Annotated in this window: 22 protein-coding genes; 6 read left to right on the forward strand and 16 right to left on the reverse strand. The window is 69.0% G+C overall.

Features of this window, described 5'->3' with window-relative positions; translation table 11 throughout:
- From rph to ACPXB1_RS27545, 8 genes are all read right to left on the reverse strand, one after another.
- The gene (gene rph / locus ACPXB1_RS27510) at positions 1–726 is read right to left on the reverse strand and encodes a ribonuclease PH (RefSeq protein ID WP_355592223.1); all 726 of its coding nucleotides are present in this window, start codon (positions 724–726) and stop codon (positions 1–3) included.
- A gap of 78 nt (positions 727–804) precedes the next feature.
- Entirely contained in the window at positions 805–1,548 is a 744-nt protein-coding gene (locus ACPXB1_RS27515) for an MBL fold metallo-hydrolase (protein ID WP_355592225.1), read from the reverse strand.
- A gap of 193 nt (positions 1,549–1,741) precedes the next feature.
- Positions 1,742–2,707 carry a PLP-dependent cysteine synthase family protein gene (locus ACPXB1_RS27520; protein ID WP_053655581.1) on the reverse strand — a complete coding sequence of 322 codons (966 nt, stop codon included), beginning with the start codon at positions 2,705–2,707 and terminating at the stop codon, positions 1,742–1,744.
- An 11-nt stretch (positions 2,708–2,718) separates the two neighbouring features.
- Entirely contained in the window at positions 2,719–3,048 is a 330-nt protein-coding gene (locus ACPXB1_RS27525) for a MoaD/ThiS family protein (protein WP_425735985.1), read from the reverse strand.
- A 69-nt stretch (positions 3,049–3,117) separates the two neighbouring features.
- Positions 3,118–3,606 (reverse strand): Mov34/MPN/PAD-1 family protein, encoded by a 489-nt coding sequence (locus ACPXB1_RS27530; protein ID WP_053655583.1) that lies wholly within the window; start codon positions 3,604–3,606, stop codon positions 3,118–3,120.
- Positions 3,607–3,659: 53 nt separating this feature from the next.
- Positions 3,660–4,154: a DUF2017 domain-containing protein gene (locus ACPXB1_RS27535; RefSeq protein ID WP_355592229.1), complete on the reverse strand. Its 495-nt coding sequence runs from the start codon at positions 4,152–4,154 to the stop codon at positions 3,660–3,662.
- Between the two features lie 120 nt (positions 4,155–4,274).
- Entirely contained in the window at positions 4,275–4,565 is a 291-nt protein-coding gene (gene clpS, locus ACPXB1_RS27540) for an ATP-dependent Clp protease adapter ClpS (protein WP_053655585.1), read from the reverse strand.
- 148 nt (positions 4,566–4,713) lie between these two features.
- Positions 4,714–6,258 (reverse strand): hypothetical protein, encoded by a 1,545-nt coding sequence (locus ACPXB1_RS27545; protein WP_425735986.1) that lies wholly within the window; start codon positions 6,256–6,258, stop codon positions 4,714–4,716.
- Between the two features lie 198 nt (positions 6,259–6,456).
- Here ACPXB1_RS27545 and ACPXB1_RS27550 point away from each other — a divergent pair, with 198 nt between their 5' ends.
- From ACPXB1_RS27550 to ACPXB1_RS27565, 4 genes are read left to right on the forward strand one after another with little or no spacing between them, the layout of a single operon-like run.
- On the forward strand, positions 6,457–9,135 hold the full coding sequence (locus tag ACPXB1_RS27550; RefSeq protein ID WP_355592233.1) for a LuxR C-terminal-related transcriptional regulator: 2,679 nt from the start codon (positions 6,457–6,459) through the stop codon (positions 9,133–9,135).
- A gap of 16 nt (positions 9,136–9,151) precedes the next feature.
- Entirely contained in the window at positions 9,152–10,438 is a 1,287-nt protein-coding gene (locus ACPXB1_RS27555) for a nicotinate phosphoribosyltransferase (protein WP_425735987.1), read from the forward strand.
- Positions 10,439–10,490: 52 nt separating this feature from the next.
- Positions 10,491–11,072, forward strand: coding sequence for an isochorismatase family protein (locus ACPXB1_RS27560; RefSeq protein ID WP_425735988.1), 582 nt, complete (start codon positions 10,491–10,493; stop codon positions 11,070–11,072).
- Between the two features lie 40 nt (positions 11,073–11,112).
- A complete protein-coding gene (locus ACPXB1_RS27565; protein WP_425735989.1) occupies positions 11,113–12,369 on the forward strand; it encodes an MFS transporter in 1,257 nt (418 codons plus the stop codon).
- A gap of 479 nt (positions 12,370–12,848) precedes the next feature.
- Here ACPXB1_RS27565 and ctaD read toward each other — a convergent pair whose 3' ends face one another.
- Both ctaD and ACPXB1_RS27575 read right to left on the reverse strand, forming a co-directional pair.
- Positions 12,849–14,609, reverse strand: a complete 1,761-nt coding sequence (ctaD, locus tag ACPXB1_RS27570) for an aa3-type cytochrome oxidase subunit I (RefSeq protein WP_377663418.1) — start codon at positions 14,607–14,609, stop codon at positions 12,849–12,851.
- 128 nt (positions 14,610–14,737) lie between these two features.
- The gene (locus tag ACPXB1_RS27575) at positions 14,738–15,850 is read right to left on the reverse strand and encodes an FAD-dependent monooxygenase (protein ID WP_425735990.1); all 1,113 of its coding nucleotides are present in this window, start codon (positions 15,848–15,850) and stop codon (positions 14,738–14,740) included.
- Positions 15,851–16,152: 302 nt separating this feature from the next.
- Between ACPXB1_RS27575 and ACPXB1_RS27580 the strand changes: the two genes are divergently transcribed.
- Positions 16,153–17,286, forward strand: coding sequence for a GH12 family glycosyl hydrolase domain-containing protein (locus ACPXB1_RS27580; RefSeq protein WP_425735991.1), 1,134 nt, complete (start codon positions 16,153–16,155; stop codon positions 17,284–17,286).
- A gap of 120 nt (positions 17,287–17,406) precedes the next feature.
- On the opposite strand, the gene ACPXB1_RS27585 is transcribed toward ACPXB1_RS27580, so the two are convergent.
- Entirely contained in the window at positions 17,407–18,015 is a 609-nt protein-coding gene (locus tag ACPXB1_RS27585) for a hypothetical protein (RefSeq protein ID WP_425735992.1), read from the reverse strand.
- A 232-nt stretch (positions 18,016–18,247) separates the two neighbouring features.
- Positions 18,248–18,676 (reverse strand): hypothetical protein, encoded by a 429-nt coding sequence (locus tag ACPXB1_RS27590; protein ID WP_425735993.1) that lies wholly within the window; start codon positions 18,674–18,676, stop codon positions 18,248–18,250.
- A 79-nt stretch (positions 18,677–18,755) separates the two neighbouring features.
- On the opposite strand from ACPXB1_RS27590, the gene ACPXB1_RS27595 reads away from it, so the two are divergent.
- Positions 18,756–19,142, forward strand: coding sequence for a hypothetical protein (locus tag ACPXB1_RS27595; protein WP_425735994.1), 387 nt, complete (start codon positions 18,756–18,758; stop codon positions 19,140–19,142).
- On the opposite strand, the gene ACPXB1_RS27600 is transcribed toward ACPXB1_RS27595, so the two are convergent.
- The 4 genes from ACPXB1_RS27600 to ACPXB1_RS27615 form a co-directional block, all read right to left on the reverse strand.
- Positions 19,132–19,890, reverse strand: coding sequence for a hypothetical protein (locus ACPXB1_RS27600; protein WP_425735995.1), 759 nt, complete (start codon positions 19,888–19,890; stop codon positions 19,132–19,134). The genes ACPXB1_RS27595 and ACPXB1_RS27600 overlap by 11 nt on opposite strands.
- Positions 19,891–20,075: 185 nt before the next feature.
- Positions 20,076–20,510: a DUF6896 domain-containing protein gene (locus ACPXB1_RS27605; RefSeq protein ID WP_425735996.1), complete on the reverse strand. Its 435-nt coding sequence runs from the start codon at positions 20,508–20,510 to the stop codon at positions 20,076–20,078.
- A 5-nt stretch (positions 20,511–20,515) separates the two neighbouring features.
- Complete coding sequence (locus ACPXB1_RS27610; RefSeq protein ID WP_425735997.1) at positions 20,516–20,788, reverse strand: Imm32 family immunity protein; 273 nt, start codon at positions 20,786–20,788, stop codon at positions 20,516–20,518.
- Positions 20,754–21,179 (reverse strand): Imm32 family immunity protein, encoded by a 426-nt coding sequence (locus ACPXB1_RS27615; RefSeq protein WP_425735998.1) that lies wholly within the window; start codon positions 21,177–21,179, stop codon positions 20,754–20,756. Before ACPXB1_RS27615 ends, ACPXB1_RS27610 begins: the two co-directional genes overlap by 35 nt.
- Positions 21,180–21,269 lie beyond the last annotated feature (90 nt).

The raw sequence follows: 21,269 nt of genomic DNA on the forward strand, positions 1-21,269 counted from the left end.
TCATGCAAGCGCCTTCCGCTGGGCCTCGGCCAGGTCCGCGCAGCCCGCGACGGCCAGGTCGAGCAGACTGTCGAGCTGGTCGCGGGCGAACACGCCCGCCTCACCGGTGCCCTGCACCTCGACGAAGTCACCGGTGCCGGTGCAGACCACGTTCATGTCCACCTCGGCGGCCACGTCCTCCTCGTAGCAGAGGTCCAGCCGCGCCTCACCGGCGATGATCCCCACGCTGACCGCGGCCACCGAGCGGTGCATCACCTTCTCCGGCTTGCCGGCCAGCGCCTTGCGTGCGGCGAGCCACCCCACCGCGTCGTGCAGCGCCACGTACGCGCCGGTGATGGCGGCCGTCCGGGTGCCACCGTCGGCCTGGAGCACGTCACAGTCGAGGACCACCGAGTTCTCGCCGAGCGCCTTCAGATCGATGCAGGCGCGCAGGCTCCGCCCGATCAGCCGGGAGATCTCGTGCGTCCGGCCGCCGACGCGGCCCTTGACGCTCTCCCGGTCGGAGCGGGTGTTCGTGGCCCGGGGCAGCATCGCGTACTCGGCGGTGACCCAACCGAGCCCGGAACCCTTGCGCCAGCGTGGCACCCCCTCGGTGACACTCGCAGTGCAGAGCACCCGGGTGCCGCCGAACTCGACGAGCACCGAACCCTCCGGATGGGTGCTCCAGCCCCGGGTCAGCGTCACCGGTCGAAGTTGATCGGGCCCTCGCCCGTCAGGTCGCGCCATGCCTGCACCCTATGCGGTGCGGCGATCCATCTCCCCCGGGGTGCCCCGGCCGACCCGTGCGTCGCGCCCCGGCGGGAGTCAGATGTCGTAGCTGGCGCCGGCCCGGACCACCTCGACCGGCCCGGCGTACGCGGAGATGGCCGACTCCAGCGTGTGCGCCTCGCTGCCCCACGCCGCCACCAGATGCGTGAGCAACAGCCGACCCACAGCGGCCTTCGTGGCCGTCTCGCCGGCCTCCCGACCGGTCAGGTGCAGATCCGGCGGATTGTCGACGCCGTCGAGGAAGCTCGCCTCGCAGAGGAACACGTCGGCGTTCTGTGCCAGCCGCAGCAACTCGTCGCAGGGCGCGGTGTCGGACGAGTAGCACAGCGAGCGACCGCCGTGCTCCAGCCGCACCCCGTACGTCTCCACCGGATGGTTGACCCGGTCGACTGTGACGGTGAACGGGCCGATCGGGAAGGTGCCCGGCTCCAGCGCGTAGAACTGGTAGACGTCCTCCACCGTGCCGTCGTCGTGGTACGCGGCGCTGAGCCGGTCGGGAGCGCCGGCGGGCGCGTACACCGGCAGGGCCGGATAGGGCCCCTCCGGGGCGTAGCGGCGGACCACCACGTACGTCACGGCGTCCAGGATGTGGTCGCAGTGCAGGTGGGTCAGCAGGATCGCGTCGGGGGCGTGCAGCCCCGCGTACCGCTGGAGGCTGGACAGCGACCCGGAGCCGAAGTCGACAAGGAGTCGGAAGCCGTCGGCCTCGACGAGGTATGCCGAGCACGGGGACTCGGGGCCGGGGAAGCTGCCGGCGCACCCCAGGACAGTCAGTCGCATCGGGTCTTCTCGCTGTCACTGTCAGTAGTAACTGTGCCGGCGGCGCTCCCGCCCATGATCCCTACTGACACGTGCGCCACGCTGCGCAGCCTACGCCGGGGTGCCCGACCACCAGAATCATCCGCTCGAACTTGTCACGAACGTGACACCTACTCACAGTGCGGCGAGGTAGCGTACGGGCGGACCATCGCGGTCATGCCCAGAGCTGACCCTCCAGGGCATCCTCGGCATCGGCGAGCGTGCCGCCGTACGCGCCGGTGGACAGGTATTTCCAGCCGCCGTCGCACACCACGAAGGCCACGTCGGCGCGGCGGCCGTCACGGACCGCCTCGTGCGCCACAGCGAGCGCGGCGTGCAGGATGGCACCCGTGGAGAAGCCGGCGAAGATGCCCTCCACGTCGACGAGCTGACGGGTGCGCAACACCGCGTCCCGGGTGCCCACCGAGAACCGCCGCGACAGCACCGAGGCGTCGTACAGCTCCGGGACGTACCCTTCGTCGATGTTGCGCAGCCCGTAGACCAGCTCGCCGTAGCGCGGTTCGGCGGCGACGATCTGGATGCCGTCGACCTTCTCCCGCAGATAACGGCCGGTGCCCATCAGCGTGCCCGTGGTGCCCAGCCCGGCCACGAAGTGCGTGATGGTGGGCAGGTCGTGCAGCAGCTCCGGCCCGGTCGTCTCGTAGTGCGCCCGCGCGTTCGCCTCGTTGCCGTACTGGTAGAGCATCACCCAGTCGGGATGCTCGGCGGAGATCTGCTTGGCGGTCGCGACAGCCTGGTTGGAGCCGCCCGCCGCCGGCGAGAAGATGATCTCGGCGCCGTACATGCGGAGCAGCTGGACCCGTTCGGTGGAGACGTTCTCCGGCATCACGCAGACCAGCCGGTAGCCCCGCAGCTTGGCAACCATGGCCAGCGAGATGCCGGTGTTGCCGCTTGTCGGCTCCAGGATCGTGTCACCCGTGCGCAGCCGACCGGCCTCCTCGGCCGCGCGGACCATGAACAGGGCCGCGCGGTCCTTGATACTGCCGGTCGGGTTCCGGTCCTCCAGCTTGGCCCAGAGCCGCACCGGAGGCGCGCCGTCGGGAACCGTCGGAGAGAGCCGGGGCAGACCGACGAGCGGCGTGCCCCCACAGGCATCGAGCAGGCTGTCGTACCGCGCCATGACGGCAGACCTCAGCGAGCAGCGACGGCGTGCTGGCTGATCGCGGCAGCCGCCGCGAAGCCGAACGCGCCGCCGGCCACGGCCGGCAGGATGGTCACGCTGTCGCCGTCGGCAAGCTTGGCCTCCAGCGCACCGAGGAAGCGGACGTCCTCGTCGTTGACGTAGACGTTCACGAAGCGGTGCAGCGCACCGGCGTCGGTGATCAGCCGGGTGCGCAGCCCGGCGTGCCGGGAGTCCAGGTCGACGAGCAGGTCGCCAAGCGTGTCGCCGGAACCCTCGACGACCTTCGCGCCGCCGGTGTAGCTGCGCAGGATGGTGGGGATGCGAACCTCGATAGCCATGATGTCGTGCTCCTCATTTCAGGTGTGCCAACGGTGACAGGACGGACAACGGGTGCGGACGCTGACGGATCAGCGGCCGGAACACTCGTAGTCGACAGTCGCCGGGCTCTGCCCGAACATGTAGGACTGCACGGCGTGCGGGTCGACCCCCGCCTCCACGATGCGGACCGGCTCCTCGGTCACCACGCCGTCGACGATCCGGAACGACCGGATCTCCTCCGAGTCGGGCTCACGGGTCGAAACGAGCAGGTAGTGGGCCCCCGGCTCACCGGCGAAGGAGACATCCGTGCGGGACGGGTACGCCTCGGTGGCGGTGTGCGAGTGGTAGATGACCACGGGCTCCTCGTCCCGGTCGTCCATCTCCCGCCATACCCGCAGCTGCTCCATCGAGTCGAACTCGTAGAAGGTCATCGACCGCGCGGCGTTTTCCATCGGGATGTGCCGGGACGGGGTGTCGCTGCCGACGGCACCAGCGACGACGCCGCACGCCTCGTCGGGGTGGTCCCGGCGCGCGTGGGCGACGATCGCGTCGATGATCGACCGCTCGATGCTCAGCACGTCCACCAGCCTAGCCCGTGCTGGGCCGCGGTCTGAAGTGGTGCCGCTCACGCCTAGTCGATCAAGGCGTTGAGCAGCGACTCCTGTAGATATCCGAGGTACGCGTAGACCGACAGTTGGAACACCCGGCTGGACGCCGGGTCCTCGGCCACCGCGTCGTCCAACTCCTCGCCCAGGTCCGTGCCGTCCTTGATCTCCAGCCGTACGCCCATCGCCAGTCGCGCGTCGTTCAACGCCCGCAGCCACGCCTCCGCCGCCTCGGCGTCCAGCCGCACCTCGCCGCCCGCCTCGTCGGGCAACGCGGCCAGGATGGCCCCCGCCTGGTCGATCTTGGCGGTCTTCAGGTCGCCCTCGGTGTAGCGGCGAAACTCGGCGGTGCCCGGCGCGTCCTTCGGATAGACCGCCGGGAAGAGCCGACCCACGACCGGGTCGGTGTGGTCGAAACCGTCGGTGAGCAGACCGACCACCTCGGAGGCCACCTTGCGCAGCACCCGCACCTCGTCGACCGCGAAGGTGGCGACATAGCGGCCAGCCTGCCGCCGAAACATGCTCACGACACTGGCCCCGTTCGCGACTGCGGGGCTCGCAACCCCGGCTCACTCCTCGCGCTCACGACGCTGGCCCCGTTCGCGACTGCGGGGCTCGCAACCCCGGCTCACTCCTCGCGCTCACGAGCGGTCCACCGTTGCCCACAGCCCGTACGCGTGCAACTGCGACGCGTCGTGCTCCATCCGCTCCCGGGCGCCCGTGGAGACCACGGCACGACCCTTGTGGTGCACATCCAGCATGAGCTGCTCCGCCCTCTCCCGGCTGTAGCCGAACAGCTTTTGGAACACCCAGGTCACATACGTCATCAGGTTGACCGGGTCGTCCCACACGATCGTCACCCATTGCCCGTCGGCCGCCGGCACCTCGACGGTGGCCGGCGTCTCGACCGGTGCAACCTGCGGAGCCGCCATGCCCCCCATCGTGCCACCGGTTTCCCGGAACCGAGGAACCGGAACGCCGGCTCGTCGCGGATCGCCCATCTCGACGGCCCCCGGGCCACCCCGGTCGCCGTCGGAAACGAGGCACGGTGGACGTCCGCGACAGCGGGCTGCCCGGCCGTCAGGCGAGCAGGATGCCGTGTTCGATGGCATCGGAGAGCACCCCACCCAGCGAGAGGCGGATCACCTTGAACCGCCGGGAGACCTCCCGGGAAAGTTCCAGCTCGACCTCCCGCAACGCCCGCTGGGACCACCGTCGCGCCGCGCTGTGGTCGTCGTTGCCAGGGGTACGCCACTGCTGCCAGCAACCACCGGAGAGCGCCACGGCGACAGGTGGAAGCACCTCGTCGCGGTACGCCGTCGGATAGCCTGCCAGCGCGTCGATCGCCTCGACGCCGGTCAGCTTGGCCACCCCGGCCGTACTGGTGATCAGCAGGACCGGGTCCAGGTCTTGGCCGTTCCTGTGGTCTGCCAGGCCGTACTGCACGGCCGTGGCGATCCGGCGACGTACGCCCTCGGCCGGCGGCGCGCCGAGCACCTGGGTCGCGGCGTCGGCCAGGATGCGCCGCACCGCGTGATCGCACTGCGCGGTGGCAAGCAGCGACAGGGCTGCCATCTCCCGGTCCAGCAGGTCCGGCAGGCCGGCGCAGCCGACCCCGAAGACGATCTCCTGGACCGCCCGCAGGTGGATGTTGGCCAACTCCAGGGCGAGATGCTGGCGGATCCGCTGAGCGCAGGAACGGGTCTGCCGGTCGAGCCGCTCGGACCAGTCCCCCGGGTCGGCGACCGCCGTCACCCGGTCGTGCTGGCCGGGCAACATCGGCGGGTCGTTGCTGGCCCGGTGCAGCCCTTCGCCCGCCGACCAGCCCACCAACGCCCGGCGCAGGTCGGCGGGATCCGCGCCGCCGACCGGGAACCACCGCGCCCCCGCCAGGGAGGGCACGGCGGCCAGCAGCGCCGCCCGGTGCGCCTCCACCGTCACCGCCGTCGAGTCGACCTCCCCGTGGCGGCCTCCCGCCGGGGATGTCGACCCCGCCTCGCGGGTCGTCGCGGTCCTGTCGGCCTGCGGTGTCCAATCCGCCGCTCCGGGGGTCACCGCGAAGACGACCTCCACGGGAGCTGCGGCCACCTCGGCGAGCAGGTTCAACTCCGGGGCCGTGAACGCCTGGTCGGCGGAGATCACGAACAGCAACGCGCCGGCTCGTCCGACGGCATCGAGCAACACCCGCGCGCCGGCGACGCCGAGGGTCCCCGTGTCGGGTGTGTCGATCAGAGTGAAGTGCCGCAGCAACGGCTCGGGCACGCTCAGCTCGACCCGCCGTGGCGGGCGGGCCAGCGCCGGACCTGCGGCGTCACGGTCCGCGCCGTACGAGTGCGGCTGGCGGTAGCCCGGCACGAACGCCGCCCGGGTAGGCACCTTCGCGTGGCGCACCACCAACCAACTGCCCGCCGGCACCGTGAGCATCACCGGGTCGAGCCCGACCAGGGCGGCGAGAACCGCACGCCGGTCAGCGCCGGCCGGACCGACGGCGACGACGCCGAGCGGCTCCTGGGCCGCGGGGCCTGTCACACCGACCCGGGCGGGCAACGGGTCGCAGGTCGGCTGGCCGGTCGGACTGGCCATCGCCATCGGCGAGTCGACCGGGGGGAGAGGGCCCTGCTGCATCAGGTGCCTCCCGAGGCAGGCGACCGGTCGTGCCGGTCGCGTGGAAATTCCGGTGGCAGTACCCGGATGCTCGGAAGACTACGGGCGGCCCCCCGACCAGGCAGAACACTTCGGATACTCATGGGTAATTGTGCCACTACTCCACTTCGCTGCGTGACGGTGCGAGCGCGGACGGAATTCGATGGATATGCTGCGCGGATGAGTCGATGGAAGTTCGTCGGGCGGACCGACGAACTCAACCGCCTGCTGGCGGCGGTGACCGGCGAGGCCGGTCGTGGGCTCTTCTTCAGCGGCAGCGCCGGCATCGGCAAGAGCCGGCTGCTGCGCGAAGGTGTCAATGCCCTGCCCACCGACCGGTACGCGATCTGGTCCATCGCGGCCAGCGCCACGACTGCCGCGCTGCCCTTCGGCGGGCTGGTGCAGGTCCTCCCCGCCGAGCAGCCCCAGGGCCTCTCCCCCGCGGGCATCCTGCGCTGGGCGCTCGGCGTCCTGCAACAACAGGCCGCCGGCCGGCGGATCGTGCTCGCCATCGACGACGCGCACCTGCTCGACCCGCCGTCGGCGGCCCTGGTGCACCTGGTCGCCCGGTCGGACAACGCGACAGTGGTCGGCACCCTGCGCGACGGCGAGCAGATCCCCCTGCCGATCCGCGCACTCTGGACCGACGATCTGGTCGAGCACGTCGAGTTGACCCCGATGCCACCGTCGGAGACCGCAGGCCTGCTGGCGGCGATCCTGGGCGGTCCGGTCGACGCCGGCTCCGCGGACCGGCTCGGCCGGCTGTCGGCCGGCAACCCGCTGCTGCTGCGCGAGCTGGTGCACGCCGCCAACGGCAGCGAGGAGTTGAAGCGCACGTACGGGATCTGGAAGTGGACGGGCCGGCTGGAGTTGGCGCCCAGCCTCACCGACCTGATCGACACCCGCGTCGGGCAGCTCACCGACGGCGTCCGCACCGTCGTCGAGCTTGTCGCCTTCGGTGAACCACTCGGCCTGCACCTGCTCAACCAGGCTGCCGACCCGTCCGATGTGGAGATCGCCGAGGAGCGCGGTCTGATCACCGTCGTGCAGCACGACCGGCGGACCAACGTACGGCTGGCCCATCCGCTCTACGGCGAGGTGATGCGCCGCCGCTGCCCGGTCAGCCGCACCCGCAGGCTCCAGGCACACCTCGCCGAACTGCTGGAGCGCGTGGGCAAGCGCCGCCGCGACGACCTGCTCCGGGTGGCGGTGTGGCGACTCGACTCGGGCACCGCGCAGGACCCGACACTGCTCGTGGACGCCGCGGTGCAGGCGTTCACCCGCTACGACGTGCCGTTGGCGACCCGGCTGGCCCGCGCCGCGCTGAACGCCGACGGCGGCTCGGACGCGGCGGAGCTGCTGGCCACCATCCTGATGTTCGCCGACCGGCCGGAGGAGGCCCTCAGCGTCCTCGACGCGGTGACCCTCGAACCGGACGACGAGCGGCGGCTCTGCCGCTGGCTGACCGTACGCGGGATGGTCAGCTACTGGGGGTTGAGCCGTGAATCCACAGTGGAGGAGATCGCGGACCGGGTCGAGCAGCTCAGCGATTCCGCCGACCGCGCCCGTGTGCACGCCTTCGAGGCGATCATGCGCCTGCACCGGCTGGACACGACGACCGCCGTGCGGCTGAGCCAGCGCGTGCTGGACCGGCCGGCGGCCAGCGTCGCCGCCCGTGAGCTGGCCCGCAGCACCATCGCGCACGTCCAGGCCGCGCAGGGCGAGCTGGCCCGCAGCGGTGCGGCGATCGCCCAGGTGCATTCGGCGGCGGCCAGTTGGCGCACCGACATGCCGTACCTGCAACTGGCCCTTGAGCTGGCCCGGGGCACCCGGCTGATGCTCACCGGCGACCTGGTGGGGATCGACGCGATCGTGGCCGACGAGTTCGCCGACCTGGCGGGCGCCGGCGATTTCCGGCTCGGCACCGGCTACCTGGCGATCCTTCAGGCGTACGCGGCACGACTGCGCGGGCAGAGCGACGCGGCGATGCGTACCTCGTTGGGTGCCTGCGCGGTACTGGCCACCAGCCGGGTCTACGCCGGTCTGGCCCAGGCCGAACGCGCGCAGGCGGCGGCGCTGCGCGGTGACGCGGCGCAGGCCGCCGAGGCGATGGCCGAGGCCGACCGCACCCACGCGCCGGGCATGGCGGTGCTCTATCCGTGGCTGGAGCAGGCCCGGGGCGCGGTGCTCGCCGCGTCGGGCGACCTGCCGGGCGCGGTCAAGCAGCTCAGCGACCTGGCCGACCGGCTACGGGCGGACGGATTCGCCGGGCACGAGGTGCACGTCCTGCACGACCTGGTTCGACTGGACCAGGCGGGCGCGCCGACCGGTCCTACCTGCCGCGACGGTGGCCGGCGCACTGTGGCGCAGCGTCTCGCGGAACTCTCCGAGCAGGTGGACGGAGGGCTTCCGCCACTGCTGGCCCGGCACGCTCGGGCCGCGGTGACCAACTGCCCCACGGATCTGCTCGCGGTCGCCGACGACTACGCCGCGCTGGAGCTGACCGTGTACGCCGCCGAGGCCACCGCCCAGGCCCTGCACCTGTTACGCCAACAGCAGTCGGTGGCGGCGGGCGAGGCCCGGGAGCGCCTGGCCGGCCTGCTCGGCCGGTGCCACCTGATCCGCACGCCCGCGCTACGCGCCGGAGCGCCGGTGCTCACCGACCGCGAGTGGCAGGTGGCCCGCCTCGCCGCGCACGGCGCGACAAGTAAGGCAATCGCCGAGCGCCTCTTCCTCTCGGCCCGCACGGTCGAGAACCACCTCCAGCGGATCTACACCAAGCTCGGCGTGACCGGTCGGGCCGAGTTGTGGGCGGCTCTGCGGGCGATCCCGGGCCACGAGGGCGACGACGCGGGCTGAACCTTAGGCTGGGGCGGTGAGCAACCTCCGCCCCGCGCTGTTGACCGACCACTACGAGCTGACGATGGTCAGCGCCGCCCTGAAGGACGGCACCGCCGACCGTCGCTGCGTCTTCGAGGTGTTCAGCCGCCGGCTGCCGAGCGGCCGCCGTTATGGCGTCGTCGCCGGCACCGCCCGGCTGATCGAGTTGATCCGCGACTTCCGGTTCGACCCGGCCGAGGTCGACTTCCTCCGCCGAACCGGCGTGGTCGACGACGCGGCGGCGGCCTGGCTCACCGACTACCGCTTCACCGGCGACATCGACGGGTACGCCGAAGGTGAGCTGTTCTTTCCCGGCTCGCCGATCCTCACCGTCTCCGGCGGCTTCGCCGAGTGCGTGGTGCTGGAGACGCTGGCGCTGTCCGTGCTCAACCACGACTGCGCGGTGGCGGCAGCGGCGGCCCGGATGGTGACCGCTGCCCGGGGCCGGGCTCTGATCGAGATGGGGTCACGCCGCGCCCACGAGGAGGCGGCGGTGGCTGCGGCGCGGTCGGCGTACCTGGCCGGTTTCCGGTTCACCTCCAACCTCGCCGCGGGCGCCCGCTACGGCATCCCCACGGCGGGCACCGCTGCGCACGCGTTCACGCTGCTGCACGACGACGAGCGCGCCGCGTTCGCCTCGCAGGTCGCCACGCTGGGCAAGGACACCACGCTGCTTGTCGACACGTACGACATCAGCCAGGGGATCCGCAACGCCATCGCGGTGGCCGGGCCGGAGCTGCGGGCGGTACGGATCGACTCGGGTGACCTGGCAGTGATCGCCCAGCAGTCCCGCGAGCTGCTCGACTCGCTGGGCGCCACCGAGACCAAGATCATCGTGTCGGGTGACCTGGACGAGTACGCCATCGCCGCGCTGGCCGCCGAACCTGTCGACATGTACGGCGCGGGCACCGCAGTGGTCACCGGCTCGGGTGCGCCCACCGCCGGGCTGGTCTACAAGCTCGTCGAGGTCGAGGGCCGGCCAGTGGTGAAGCGTTCCGAGCACAAGGCGACGATCGGCGGCCGGAAGGTCGCGGTCCGCCGCCACAAGCCCACCGGCACCGCGACCGAAGAGATCATCGTCTCGCAGGGCGTGCCGGACCGGCAGGCCAACGACCGGATGCTCCAGCGCTCGTACGTGGCCGACGGCGAGCCGCTGGCCCTGCCCACCCTCGACGAGTCGCGGGCGCACCTGCGGGAGTGCCTCATCTCCATCCCGTGGGAGGGGCTGAAGCTGTCCGCCGGTGACCCGGCCATCCCGGTCACCGTCGTACCCGCCGCCTGAGTTCGTTCCGGACCGCCGCCACAGACCCGAGCACGAGAAGAGAGGTGCCCCGATGGCCAACGCGCTGATCATCGTGGACGTACAGAACGACTTCTGCGAGGGCGGCTCACTTGCCGTCGCGGGTGGCGCCGGGGTGGCCGCCGGCATCTCCCGTCTGCTCGCCAACGAGCCGGAGCGGTGGGACCACGTGGTCGCCACGAAGGACTACCACGTCGACCCGGGCGCGCACTTCGGCGATCCGCCGGATTTCGTGGAGTCCTGGCCGCGGCACTGCGTGGTCGGCACCAGCGGTTCGGAGTTCCACCCCGACCTGGCCACCGGGCGGGTCGAGGCGATCTTCCACAAGGGCGAGTACGCCGCGGCGTACTCCGGGTTCGAGGGGCACGCCGACGACGGCGAGTGCCTGGCCGACTGGCTGCGCCGGCACGACGTGGACCGGGTCGACGTGGTCGGGATCGCCACCGACCACTGCGTCCGGGCCACCGCGCTGGACGCCGCCCGCGAGGGCTTCGCCACGACCGTGTTGCTGGAGTTGACCGCCGCTGTCGCTCCGGCCACCACCGACGTGGCGTTGCGTGCCATGGACGGCGCTGGCGTGACACTGCACGGCGAGCCTGTGATCAGGGCCGCATGATGCGGTAATTGGGTGGCCATCGGTCCGCCGCCGGTCGAGGATGTCGCCGGAGGTAGGGACCAACGTGAACATGAAGCCTTACCGGGCGGCGCTCGCGCTGCCCGGCCTGCGGTCGCTGTTGCTGATCGCCGTCCTGGCCCGAATCCCGCTCACTGCGACCGGGATCACGCTGACCTTTCACGTGGTTCTCGACCTCGACCGGGGCTACGGGGCGGCGGGCCTGGTGGGCGCTGCCATCACCGTGGGCGCGGCGATCGGCGGCCCGCTGCTCGGCCGGCTCGTGGACCGTCGCGGCCTGCGACCGGTGCTGGTGCTGACGGCGGTCGCCGAAGCGGTGTTCTGGAGCACGGCGCCGTCGCTGCCGTACGCGCTGCTGCTGCCGACCGCCTTCGTGGCCGGCTCGCTGGCCCTGCCCATCTTCTCGGTCGTCCGCCAGTCGATCGCCGCGTTGGTTCCGGAAGATCAACGGCGGCCGGCGTACGCGTTGGACTCCATGTCGGTCGAGCTGTCCTTCATGATCGGCCCAGCGCTGGCGGTCGCCCTGGTCACCGCGATCTCGGCGCAGACCACCATGTACCTCGTCGGCGGTGGCATCGTTGCCGCAGGTGTCGCCCTGTGGCTCGTCAACCCACCGATCCGCAGCGCTGCCGAGCCCGTCGGCCCTCGCCGCCGGGTGCCGCACCGGGAGTGGCTGACGCCCCAACTGCTCGCCGTCCTGGCGCTCAGCGCCGCCGCCACCCTGGTGCTCGGTGGCACAGACGTGGCGGTCGTCGCCGTCCTGCGGGCCAGCGGCGAGGTCGGCTGGACCGGCGTCGTGCTGACCATCTGGGCGGTCGCCTCGCTGGCCGGCGGATTCGCCTACGGGGCCGTGCACCGTTCGTTCTCACCGCTGGCGCTGACCGGGGCGCTGGCCCTGTGCACAATCCCGGTCGGTCTGGGCGGCGCACACTGGTGGCTGCTCTGCCTGGCGCTGATCCCGGCCGGGGCACTCTGCGCGCCGACCATCGCGGCCGGCTCGGACGCGGTCAGCCGACTGGTCCCCGCCGAGGTACGCGGCGAGGCCATGGGCCTGCACGGCTCGGCCGTCACCGTCGGCGTGGCCATCGGCGCCCCGCTCGCTGGCGCGGTGATCGACGCCACTGCTCCGCTCTGGGGCTTCGTGGTGACCGGCGCGCTCGGTGCGCTTGTCACGTTGGTCGTCCTCCCGATCGAGCTACGCCGCCGCAACACCGCTGCCAGCTCCGCATCGCTACCGCTACCGCTACCCGACGCGGAGCTCGCTCCCGCCACCCGCTAATCCACCGCGCCACCAAGCAGCCGCCGCACCCATTCCCACTCCGGCGCGCTGCCGCACACCGATCGCCACTCCGGCAAGCTGCCGCCCCGGTGGGCATGTCATCTCATCGCACTGATACCTGTGAGTCATCAATATGACTCACAGGTATCAGCTTCTCAGGGACCGACGACCCGACCGCCGAGGCGAACGACAACAACAAAGCCACGCCGGGATCGGAGCCGCAGTCCAGCAACACAACCCAACAACGCAGGCCAGGCCACGACCGCACCGCGTCCACCCGCACGGCCCGCGTCCACCCGCACCGCACGGCACCGCATGGCCCCCGTCCACCCGCACGGCCCGCAACGACACCGGCAGAGGCAGCCGCAGCCGCACTGTTTGGTCGCGGGGCGAGACGCGGGTCTTGCTGGCCGGACATGGCGACGGGCGCCGCTCCCGGTGTCCCGGGGGCGGCGCCCGTCGTACTGCTCAGCTGCGCGTCAGTTGCGGTCGACGTCGCTGGCGGTGTCCTCGCGGTAGCTGGCACCGCCGTCCGACTCGCTGGTGAGCGGCTTGGAGCCACCCTCCGGCGGGCCGGCCAGGCTCTGGCCACCGGCGGCCAACTCCGGGAACTTCTCGTCGAACGCGGGCCGCTCGGAGCGGATCCGGGGCATCCGGTCGAAGTTGCGCAGCGGCGGCGGGCTGCTGGTCGCCCACTCCAGCGAGTTGCCGTGACCCCAGGGGTCGTTCACCTCGACAACCGGGCCGGTCTTGTACGCCTTCCAGCAGTTGTAGATGAACGGCAGCGTCGAGATACCGGTGATGAACGCGCCGACCGTCGAGATCATGTTCAGCGTGGTGAAGCCGTCGCTGGGCAGGTAGTCGGCGTACCGGCGGGGCATGCCCTCGTTGCCCAGCCAGTGCTGCACCAGGAACGTGGTGTGGAAGCCGATCATGGTGAGCCAGAAGTGCACCTTGCCCAGGCGCTCGTCGAGCATCCGGCCGAACATCTTCGGGAACCAGAAGTAGATGCCGGCGAAGACCGCGAACACGATGGTGCCGAAGAGCACGTAGTGGAAGTGGGCCACCACGAAGTACGAGTCCGACACGTGGAAGTCCAGCGGCGGGCTCGCCAGCAGCACACCGGTCAGACCACCGAAGAGGAACGTGACAAGGAAACCGACCGCCCAGAGCATTGGCGTCTCGAAGCTGATCTGGCCCCGCCACATGGTGCCGATCCAGTTGAAGAACTTCATACCGGTCGGCACGGCGATCAGATAGCTCAGGAAGCTGAAGAACGGCAGCAGCACCTGGCCGGTGGCGAACATGTGGTGCGCCCAGACGCTCATGGAGAGCGCGGCGATCGCGATCGTCGCGGCGACCAGGCCCTTGTAGCCGAAGATCGGCTTGCGGGAGAAGACCGGGATGACCTCGCTGATGATGCCGAAGAACGGCAGCGCGACGATGTACACCTCGGGGTGGCCGAAGAACCAGAACAGGTGCTGCCAGAGCATCGGCCCACCGGTTGCCGGGTCGTACACGTGGGCACCGAGGATGCGGTCCGCGGCGAGCGCGAACAGCGCGGCGGCCAGCAGCGGGAAGACCAGGATCACCAGGAGGCTGGTGACCAGGATGTTCCACGTGAAGATCGGCATCCGGAACATGGTCATGCCGGGCGCGCGCAGGGTGAGGATCGTGGTGATCATGTTTACCGCGCCGAGGATGGTGCCCAGGCCGGAGATGGCCAGACCCATCACCCACATGTTGGCGCCGACGCCGGGCGAGTGCTCGACGCTGCTCAGCGGCGCGTACGCGAACCAGCCGAAGTCGGCGGCGCCGCCCGGGGTGATGAAGCCGGCGGTCGCCATCGTGCCGCCGAACAGGTACAGCCAGTAGGCGAAGCTGTTCAGGCGGGGGAAGGAAACGTCGGGCGCGCCGATCTGGATCGGCACGATGTAGTTCGCGAAGGCGAACACGATCGGCGTCGCGAAGAACAGCAGCATGATCGTGCCGTGCATCGTGAAGAGCTGGTTGTACTGCTCGGGCGAGAGGAACTGCAGCCCGGGTCGAGCCAGCTCAGCCCGCATGACCAGGGCCATCAGGCCACCGATCATGAAGAACACGAACGCGGTGATCATGTACATGATCCCGATCTGCTTCGCGTCCGTGGTTCGCAGCAGCCGCGCGATGGCCGACCCCTTGACCGGCTCCCGGACCGGCCAGGGCCGGGTCACGACCGGCTTGGGTGCGACGGTGGTCACGAGTGGCCTCCGGTTCTCGGTTGTCGCTCGGCACACGCTGGTTATCTGCGGGCCGTCATCCGCAAGGAGGATAGTCCCCGGCAGGTCGCAGCGCCGCGTGGGGTGGCGTGACACGATCTACTACGGGACTACAGCGGGCCGACCAGTAGCCGGTAGTGCTCCCCGAAGATCCGTCCGCCGCGTCCGCGCAGCAGCGGGTCGCGCAGCGCCGGCGGCACGTCCCTGGTGCGGTTGCGGTCCCGGGTCCGGTCGGCCACCCATCGGGTACGCGGGCGACGACGACTCTCGTACGCCACGAGCGCCGCATCGACGCTGCTGGCTGCGCACAGTGATTCGGCAAGCACCACGGCGTCCTCCAGCGCCATGGCGGCACCCTGCGACAGCGTCGGCGCGGTGGCGTGGGCGGCGTCGCCGACCAGCAGCACCCGGCCCCGGTACCAGCGGCCCAGCTCCACTTCGTCGGTGAGCCCGACGTGGACCTGGTCCTGCGTCAGCATCTCCAGCACCTCGGGCACGGGCCCCCGGTAGTCGCCGAAGAGTTCGCGGAGCCGGGCCAACGGGTCGGCGGGTGTCTTGGTGCCGGCCTCGTCGGCGTAGAAGTGCAGCCGACCCCCACCGATCGGCACCAACAGCAGGCCGGAGCGCTGCCCGAGCAGACCGGTCCACTCGCTGACGGGTGGGCCGTCGCGCAGCACCGCCCGGTAGACCACCTGCCCGACGGGGCGGGGCGGCCCGCCGAGCGCGGCCAGCGCCCGGACCGAGGAACGCGGCCCGTCGGCGCCGATGACCAGGTCGTACTCGGTGGTGGTGTTGTCGGTGAAGGTGACGCCGACGCCGCCCGGAAGCAGGTCCAGGGCGCGGACCTCGGCGCCGTGGCGGACGGCGCCGCCAGCGCCGCTGAGCAGCACCCGGTGCAGGTCGGCCCGGGGCAGCGCCCGGCATTCGCCGACGCCGGCCCAGAGGGTGTCGAGATCCACCTCACACAGCGGCGCGCCTGTCGCGTCGAAGAAGCACTGCCGGTGGATGACCTGTCCGAGTGGGCGGACCGGGTCGTGCAGGTCGAGTCGACGCAACGCGCGGGCGGCGTTGCCGGGCAGGTAGAGGCCGGTCGCTGTCGACTCCCCCGGCGGCAGTTTGTCGGTGACGTCGGGCCGGAAGCCCGCCAGGCGTAACGCCCGGGCCACGGCGAGACCTGCGATGCCCGCGCCGACGACGAGGATGCGCAGGGGAGAGCCACCCATTGTGGTGTACGCCTCCGGAGGGGTTACGGCACGCGTTGGAGGCAACACGCTACTCGGCGCAATCGGCGCACACCAGAGCCCGACCGGCCGCCCGGAACCACCTCTCGGGGACGCGTGCCGCTCAGCTGGACGTGCGGCGACGGCCGTCCGGCGGGCGGATGGCAATCCTCACATTTCACCAGTTTGACGCGAACGGTTGCGCGAGAGTTTCAGACATGTAAATGTGTCAGCGAGCGTGGGAGCGCTCCCGCACCTGCCCCGACCCGTTCGGCGCGCCGCACGCGCCGCAGTCAAGGAGCGTCATGAAACGTCCACTTCGGGCCCTGCTGGCGGCCGGCCTGCTGCTCAGCGGCTCGCTCTTCGCCGTAGCCCTCGGGGGCACCGCCTCCGCCGACACCCAGATCTGCGAGCAGTACGGCTCCACCACCATCCAGGGCCGGTACGTAGTGCAGAACAACAAGTGGGGAACCACCGCCCAGCAGTGCATCAACGTCACAAGCACCGGCTTCGAGATCACCACGCAGAACGGCAGCAACCCCACCAACGGCGCGCCCACGGCGTACCCCTCGGTGTTCTTCGGCTGTCACTACACCAACTGCTCCCCCGGCACGAACCTGCCGATCCAGGTGAGCCAGATCAGCAGCGCCACCAGCAGCATCAACTACCGGTACGTCAGCGGCGCCACCTACAACGCGTCGTACGACATCTGGCTGGACCCGTCGCCCAAGCGCGACGGCGTGAACCAGATGGAGATCATGATCTGGCTCAACCGGCAGGGATCGATCCAGCCCATCGGCTCGCGGGTCGGCAACACCACCCTCGCCGGCCGGACCTGGGAGGTATGGCAGGGCAACAACGGTGGGAACAACGTCATCTCGTACGTCGCGCCGTCGGCGATCTCCAGCCTGAACTTCAGCGTGCTGGAGTTCATCAACGACGTCCGCAACCGGGGCGCCATCACCAACAGCTGGTACCTGACCAGCATCCAAGCCGGCTTCGAGCCTTGGCAGGGCGGCGCCGGCCTCGCGGTGACCTCGTTCTCGGCGAACGTCAACGGCGGTGGCAGCAACAACCCCACCACCCCGCCCCCGGGGACCACACCGCCGCCGGGCGGCAACTCGGGGTGCGCGGTGAAGTACACGCCGAACTCGTGGAACAACGGCTTCACCGCCGACGTGCAGATCACCAACACCGGGTCCAGCACGATCAACGGCTGGACGCTGAACTACACGCTGCCCAGCGGGCAGACCGTCACCAACGCCTGGAACGCCACGGTCAGCCAGAGCGGCTCCGCGGTGACCGCCCGCAACGTCGGCCACAACGGGTCGATCGCGCCCGGCGGCACGGCAAGCTTCGGCTACCAGGGGACGCTGAACGGGTCGTACTCGTCACCGACCAGCTTCTCGCTCAACGGGACGTCCTGCTCCCGCTCCTGATAAGGCCACTGTGCGGGGTCGCGGCTGACGTCGCGACCCCGCATCCACATCCGTCAGCTCGGCCCTGCGAGTGTCCAAGAGTCTCCCGGACCTGCCCGCCACCCGCTCTCCGCGACACGCCTATCCAAGTACCGTCGGTCGTATGATCTCAGCCTCCTCGACCAAGTCCCTGTACGTCACACGGTCAACCGCTTGGAGGGAAAGTCGAGCTGTGGCTGAGTGCAGGAAAGCGATAACTCGGTCGAGCTGAACCTGCAATTCGTTTCCCCCCACTGGTCCGGGAGAGAATTCGACATCATAACCCTGCACATCGAGCGAAACCACCATCGGGTTGATCACGTACTGAATCCAGATCGGTTCAAAATCGAGGTCACCTAGTGTTGATGCCGCAACCAACGCCGCATCAGCGCAGGTGAGTGCGTCCTGCGCGTAACTGCTCCAGGGGGAATCGAGTTCATGCCCATTCGGCCCGGCCGCAAGGATGCGCTTCCTGAGCTCAAGGTGATCGCCCTGGGCGGGCCCACCCTCGATGAACGGTGGCACTAGATCGAGGGCTATACGAGCCGCAGAAAAGGTCCATTTACCCGACGTCCGCCGCTCGACATCGTCCAGCAGGGGGACCAACACCTCGGCACATGCACCGAATAAGGCTGCCTTCGAGCGTATCGGAAGCTCCTCGACAGAACGAGCAAGTTCTTCGACTGTTGAATCAAGGTCGAAGTTCGCCATCAGTTGTGCCCAACTCCTAGGTCGTCCATCTGACCCGCGAAATTATGCCTATTCGGTGAGCAGGTGTTTGGCGTGGTGAGTTGACCGAGTTCGATAGGACAGCGGGCGGCCATGACGTCGATCTCGGTCCGGTTGCCCATCCTGACGCCATATTTCTCATGCAACTCCTCAACCTAACGGCGCCCCGCGTAACGGGGTGGCGGCTGAAGTCGCGACCCCGCCTCAAGATCCGTCAGCTCGGCCCTGAGAGTGTCCAAGAATGCCCCGGACCTGCGAAAAGCGTCTGTCTCGTGTCGAACTGAATTGACCAGTGCTGGAACTCCCCGTCCGCTCCGGTGCAGACGAAGAGCAGCAGGAGTAGCCCTTCGAAGGTCAAGACCAGGTCGAGGTGGCGAGAAACCTGGATGGACCCCAACGTTCGGCCATCCAGTTCCGTGATCAAACCTCTAATTCCGTCTCGATCATCCTCGCAGGCTACGAGGAATTCCGTGCTTCCCTCAAGCCTCCACGCCGCCATCTCGACGAAGAGAAGAGAGCGTCCCAGCTCGATAGTTATCCAACTTCCACCGAGCGGGCTCAGGCGGGCATTACCCACAGTGGATCCTTCGAGCTGCGCAAGCAGTCCCTGCATCCGGTGCTGGTCAACGTCGGTCAGCGCCACCGGTGCCACTCCGTCGGAACCTCCAAGACGCTCCCGGACCGATATCCAGTATTCGACCGGCGGGCGAGCGAAGTGACAATTGCTGCCAACCTCGAAGGTCGACACTGGCGGTTACAGGAAAGACGCGAAGACGGTAACCAGCAAAAACGAACGTAGTGTCGAGGCTCGGGGCGCGGACCTCAACGCCCTGAAGAATCTTGCCGTTTATCACCGCGACAGCCCGCCGGAGGCGATCCCTGTCGTCGTCGGCACCAACCACCACGTCGTCATCGGATTCGATTCGCCAGGCCGTGGAGAAGACACGCACGTCCCATCGGCCAGAGCGCGCCTCGTCAACGAGGCTGAACAGCAGGCTGTCTTCATCACGCAGCCGTGCACCTCGCGCTTGCAGCCCACGAAGGGTGTCCAACTCGGCGGACAAAGCCCAAACTTCACTCACTGGCCACGGACCTCGATCAAGGCATAGCCTTCAGTCGGGCGCCTGCGTTCTCGGCCGCACGTTCTGCGGCACTGATTATTGAATCAATCTCCCGCGAATACAATCCGAGGTCCTCCGCTGCCTGCACAAACGTCATAATCTTTGCGTGCAGCATGAGGTCGTCCGGCAATTCGATAGCTGATTGGGGAAGGAGCGCATCTCGGACGACTGCCTCCGCAAGAATTTCGTCCAGCCGGACGTCGCTGGACGACTTCGCTACCCGGGCCGCAAACTTTGGCACAAGCTCCACCGATGAAGGAGATGGAAATCGCTCCCGAAGCACGGCAGCGGTTGCCCGGTCAATGAGTTCGGCCGCGGCCTCGCTGGACTCCTCATCAGGCAGCGCTGACAGGAGCTCTCGGTCATAGGAGGCTTGCGCCTTGAGGATCTGCCCGACCACCGACCTGGGACCACTCGTAGGCAGGGCACTTCCTAGCCCTGCAACAGTCGGCCGCTTGCGTGCTTTGCGGCGTAGCCGGTCGGCCCGCGATTCTGCTGCGCGCACCAACTCGGCACACTGCTCTCCACTTGGGAACTGACTCTGCACCAAGTTGGCGAGAATCGGCAGGATGTCCCCCTTCACGTTCCGGCTCGCAGCAGAGGAGCTATTGAAAGCCAGGTCAATCAGCTCAGCAACTTGGAGGTCGGCCGCCGACCGGCCCGTTCGGTTGATCACGCCTTCCAGGTACACGGATACACGCTGGTCGGACGCCTCTCGGGAGAACGTGCGGCGCATCGCTAGCACCCATGATTGAAATATCAGTTCCGGCGCGGATCGGGGATGCGCCAGCAACCAAGCGGCATGCCTACGGTGCCCGCTTCGAAGAAACCTCCAGGCTGCAAACCCAGCAGGGCTGAGCATGTCCTGAGGACCATCGGTGACGCCGTGGTTCATCGACTCCGCTCCCTGACTAGGCGTTGCTACGGCCGCGACCGCCGCGGGACCGGCTCATCGACAGCGCAGAACCATCCGGGTGCCGGCTCACGGAGCACACCCTCCCTCACAAGTTCGCGACACACTTGCTCGACACAGCGGCTGACCTCCGAGCCCGCTACTTCAGATTGGTTCGAGAAGCGCAACAAACGCCATGGATCAAATATCGCGGAATCATCGGGAAGAAGATCGACGTCCACCTCACGGCCGACTGCGTCGACCATCAACACACCACGGCCGTGGACCTGGTACTCCACACCTCCCAGGATCCCACTTCGCTGAACTCCACCTTTCCTGGCCTCCGTAACCAACTGCCCGAGGGTCTCCAGGTCCGCGCCACTCTGAAGAAGAGCGGCGCGAAGCGCGCCAAGACCATCAAGGAACTCTACGACCTGCGTACGCCAACAGAGGGATCCGCTCATCTCCGCTACTCCAGTTCGATCCGGACCCCGAACGACCCTTCCTCGAACCAACCGCAGTAGTCGTCGAAGTCCAGATGGGACCCGGCCGGGGCACTGGGCTGCGCGAGGGTGAGCAGGTGACGCGCGAGCGAGGTGAGCCCAGCCGCGTTGCCCGAGATCAGGATCGTCTTCGCCGTCGTCTCGAGCACCTTTATTCGCAGGACGGTGTCGTCGTCCCAGTCGCTGATCAGGCCACGGCCGGGATCATACGGGATGACTCCGACGACGACGGGCGCCACCCTCTCCCCCGGTAAGCGCAATTACCAACGGCTCGGAATTCGGCGACAGGTACTCGTGGCCGGGGACGTATTCCACATGAAGGTGGGCAGAATCGTCACCATCTTCGGCGAAGCCGATAAGGGTCGACGCAAGAGACTCCAACTCTTCCGATCCACCGGAGAATGTCAAGGCGTGAGAATCTGTCGAAAGCGATATCACAAGATCACCGGACGTGCGTGTTGACTCTATCGTCGACAGTGCCCTGCTGTATGGAAAAGGGTCCGCCGCGGCGTTGAGCGGCAGTGTCTCGCGGCCGGAGCGGAGCGCCCGGGCCAGACTGAGCAGATCCAGCCGAGTTCCTGACAATTCCGTGTCAGCTGTCGCGTCCGAACGCAGGACTTGCATATCCATCCTCCTTGGCAAGCCAGGGCCCCGGCAAAGTCGTGACGGTGTCTGACTTGTGGGGCTTGGAGTAGAAGCGCCGCTGTTGGTGGCAGCAAG

This window comes from Micromonospora sp. DT68 (assembly GCF_049847245.1).
Classification (GTDB): domain Bacteria; phylum Actinomycetota; class Actinomycetes; order Mycobacteriales; family Micromonosporaceae; genus Micromonospora; species Micromonospora profundi.

Coding starts and splice junctions, on each gene's coding strand:
- rph (WP_355592223.1), bottom strand. CDS start 726: ATGGCGCGACCTGACGGGCGAGGGCCCGATCAACTTCGACCGGTGACG.
- ACPXB1_RS27515 (WP_355592225.1), bottom strand. CDS start 1,548: ATGCGACTGACTGTCCTGGGGTGCGCCGGCAGCTTCCCCGGCCCCGAG.
- ACPXB1_RS27520 (WP_053655581.1), bottom strand. CDS start 2,707: ATGGCGCGGTACGACAGCCTGCTCGATGCCTGTGGGGGCACGCCGCTC.
- ACPXB1_RS27525 (WP_425735985.1), bottom strand. CDS start 3,048: ATGGCTATCGAGGTTCGCATCCCCACCATCCTGCGCAGCTACACCGGC.
- ACPXB1_RS27535 (WP_355592229.1), bottom strand. CDS start 4,154: ATGTTTCGGCGGCAGGCTGGCCGCTATGTCGCCACCTTCGCGGTCGAC.
- clpS (WP_053655585.1), bottom strand. CDS start 4,565: ATGGCGGCTCCGCAGGTTGCACCGGTCGAGACGCCGGCCACCGTCGAG.
- ACPXB1_RS27545 (WP_425735986.1), bottom strand. CDS start 6,258: ATGCAGCAGGGCCCTCTCCCCCCGGTCGACTCGCCGATGGCGATGGCC.
- ACPXB1_RS27550 (WP_355592233.1), top strand. CDS start 6,457: ATGAGTCGATGGAAGTTCGTCGGGCGGACCGACGAACTCAACCGCCTG.
- ACPXB1_RS27560 (WP_425735988.1), top strand. CDS start 10,491: ATGGCCAACGCGCTGATCATCGTGGACGTACAGAACGACTTCTGCGAG.
- ACPXB1_RS27565 (WP_425735989.1), top strand. CDS start 11,113: ATGTCGCCGGAGGTAGGGACCAACGTGAACATGAAGCCTTACCGGGCG.
- ACPXB1_RS27575 (WP_425735990.1), bottom strand. CDS start 15,850: ATGGGTGGCTCTCCCCTGCGCATCCTCGTCGTCGGCGCGGGCATCGCA.
- ACPXB1_RS27580 (WP_425735991.1), top strand. CDS start 16,153: ATGAAACGTCCACTTCGGGCCCTGCTGGCGGCCGGCCTGCTGCTCAGC.
- ACPXB1_RS27585 (WP_425735992.1), bottom strand. CDS start 18,015: ATGGCGAACTTCGACCTTGATTCAACAGTCGAAGAACTTGCTCGTTCT.
- ACPXB1_RS27600 (WP_425735995.1), bottom strand. CDS start 19,890: ATGCGCCGCACGTTCTCCCGAGAGGCGTCCGACCAGCGTGTATCCGTG.
- ACPXB1_RS27605 (WP_425735996.1), bottom strand. CDS start 20,510: ATGAGCGGATCCCTCTGTTGGCGTACGCAGGTCGTAGAGTTCCTTGAT.
- ACPXB1_RS27615 (WP_425735998.1), bottom strand. CDS start 21,179: ATGGATATGCAAGTCCTGCGTTCGGACGCGACAGCTGACACGGAATTG.